Genomic DNA, 2616 nt, shown 5'->3' with positions numbered 1-2616 from the left:
GAACCAAGTCAGCGACCGCGCCTTCCGGTACGGCGACCCCGAAGCTGCTTTCGGGCGGGCGAAGCACACGCTCTCGGTGACGGTCCGCTACCCGCGCAACACCGGCTGCCCGATGGAGACCTACGGGGTCGTCGCCGAGTACGACGCCGCCGACGACAGCTACGACGTGCTCGCCAACTTCCAGGGCCCGTTCAGCATCCACGCCGTGCTCGCCCGGGCGCTCAAGGTGCCGGGCAACCGCCTGCGCCTGCGCACGCCCCCCGATTCCGGCGGCAGCTTCGGCGTGAAGCAGGGCGTCGCGCCCTACGCGGTCCTGATCGCGGCGGCCGCCCGCAGGGTCGGCCGTCCGGTGAAATGGGTCGAGGACCGGCTGGAGCACCTCGCCGCCTCGGTCTCGGCCACCAACCGCGTCACCACGCTCACGGCCGCCTTCGACGACGCGGGCCGCGTCGAGGCCCTCGACTGGGATCAGGTCGAGGATTGCGGGGCGTATCTGCGCGCGCCCGAGCCCGCCACGCTCTACCGCATGCACGGCAACATGACCGGCGCCTACGCGATCCGGAACGTGCGGATGCGCAACCGCGTGGTGCTGACCAACAAGACGCCGACCGGGCTGGTGCGCGGCTTCGGCGGCCCGCAGGTCTACTATCCCCTGGAACGGCTGATGCAGCGCATCGCCGTGACGCTCGGCCTCGACCCGCTCGAGGTGATCCGCCGCAACCTGATCCCGGCCGACGCCTTCCCGTACCGCACGGCGACCGGCGCGCTCTACGATTCCGGCAACTACCAGCACGCCCTCGACGTGGCCGCGCGCGACGGCGGGCTCGCCGAACTCGTCCGCCGCCGCGCCGAGGCCCGCGCCGCGGGCCGCCTCTACGGGATCGGCTATACCGCGGCGGTCGAGCCCAGCGTCTCGAACATGGGCTACATCACCACCGTCCTCACCGCGGCCGAGCGCGCCAAGGCCGGCCCGAAGAACGGGGCGCAGGCCACCGCCACCATCACGCTCGATCCGGTCGGCGCGGTGACCGTGCAGGTCGCCTCCGTGCCGCAGGGCCAGGGCCACCGCACCGTGCTGGCGCAGGTGGTGGCGGACGTGTTCGGGATCGGCCTCGACCAGGTCCGGGTCACGGCCGACCTCGACACCGCCAAGGACGCGTGGTCGATCGCCTCGGGCAACTATTCGAGCCGCTTCGCCGCTGCGGTGGCGGGCGTCGCGCACCAGGCGGCGCTCAGGCTGCGCGAAAAGCTCGCGGCGGTGGCGGCGGCCCAGCTCAACCTGCGCGCCGACGACCTCGTCTTCGCGGGCGGCCGGGTCGGCTCGCGCACGAACCCGGACGCGTCGCTCCCCTTCGCCCGCGTTGCGGCGACGGCCCACTGGTCGCCGGGCCTCCTGCCCGACATGGACGGCGCGCCGATCCGCGAGACCGCCTTCTGGACGCCGCCGCAGCTCACGGCGCCGGACGAGGCCGATGCGGTGAATTCCTCGCTCTGCCACGGCTTCATCTTCGATTTCTGCGGGGTCGAGATCGATCCGGTCACCGGCAAGATCGCGATCGACCGCTACGTCACGATGCACGATTGCGGGCGGATCCTGCATCCCGGCATGGTCGAGGGGCAGGTGCGCGGCGGCTTCGCGCAGGCGCTGGGCGCCGCGGTCTACGAGGAACTCGCCTACGGCGCGGACGGCGCCTTCCTGTCCGGAACGCTCGCCGACTACCTCCTCCCGACCGCGACCGAGATGCCGGAGCTCACGGTCCTGCACGTCGAGAGCCCGTCGCCCTTCACGCCGCTCGGCGCCAAGGGCGTCGGCGAGGGCAATTGCATGTCGACCCCGGTCTGCCTCGCCAACGCGGTGGCGGACGCGCTCTCCCTGGAGGCGATCGACCTGCCGCTGACCCCGGCCAAACTCGCCGCGCTCGCCGCCGGCCGCGACGAGCCGGCTCCGCCCGCCGGGCGCGCCGGGCAGGGCGCGCCCTCTCGGGGATCGAAGCCCGGCGACCGTACGATGCGCGGCGAGGGCTCGGCGCGCGTCGCGGCGCCGCCCGAGGCCGTCTGGGCGATGCTGCTCGATCCCGAGGTGCTGGCCTCGGTGATCCCGGGCGCGCACGGGGTGCGCAAGCGCTCGGACACGCATTTCACCGCCGAGGTCACCCTCGGCGTCGGGCCGGTGAAGGGCCGCTACAAGGCCGACATCCGGCTCTCCGACCTCGACCCCCCGCGCGCGGCGACGCTCGCCGGCACGGTGACGGGCGCGCTCGGCAACGGCGGCGGCTCCGGCCGCATCACCCTGACGCCCGAGGGGCCGGGCACGCGGATCGGCTACGCCTACGAGGCCGCGGTCGGCGGCAAGGTCGCGGCGGTGGGCGGGCGCCTGCTCGACGGCGCCGCCCGCGTGATCATCGGCGGCTTCTTCGCCGCCCTCGCGCGGCGCGCGGGCGGGGGCGCGACCGCGCCCGGCCTGCTGCGCCGCCTGCTGGCCCGCCTGGGGATCACGCGATGAAGCCCGCACCCTTCGGCTACCTGCGCGCGGACAGCCTCGACCAGGCGCTCGACGCGCTCGCGCGGCACGGCGACGAGGCCCGGGTCGTGGCGGGCGGCCAGTCCCTCCTGCCC

General features: G+C 74.4%; 1 protein-coding gene and 1 pseudogene. Both read left to right on the top strand.

Going from position 1 to position 2616, the window contains the following annotated elements; all coding sequences use genetic code 11:
- On the top strand, nt 1-2503 hold a 2503-nt coding region (locus AX737_RS17875), incomplete at its 5' end, for a molybdopterin cofactor-binding domain-containing protein (protein WP_066923793.1).
- Nucleotides 2500-2616, top strand: a pseudogene (locus tag AX737_RS36010) (FAD binding domain-containing protein); the annotation flags it as partial. The gene AX737_RS17875 and the pseudogene AX737_RS36010, both read left to right, overlap by 4 nt.

Source organism: Methylobacterium sp. CCH5-D2 (genome assembly GCF_001556475.1).
GTDB lineage: Bacteria > Pseudomonadota > Alphaproteobacteria > Rhizobiales > Beijerinckiaceae > Methylobacterium > Methylobacterium hispanicum.
This window is presented reverse-complemented; position numbering and strand designations above follow the sequence as displayed.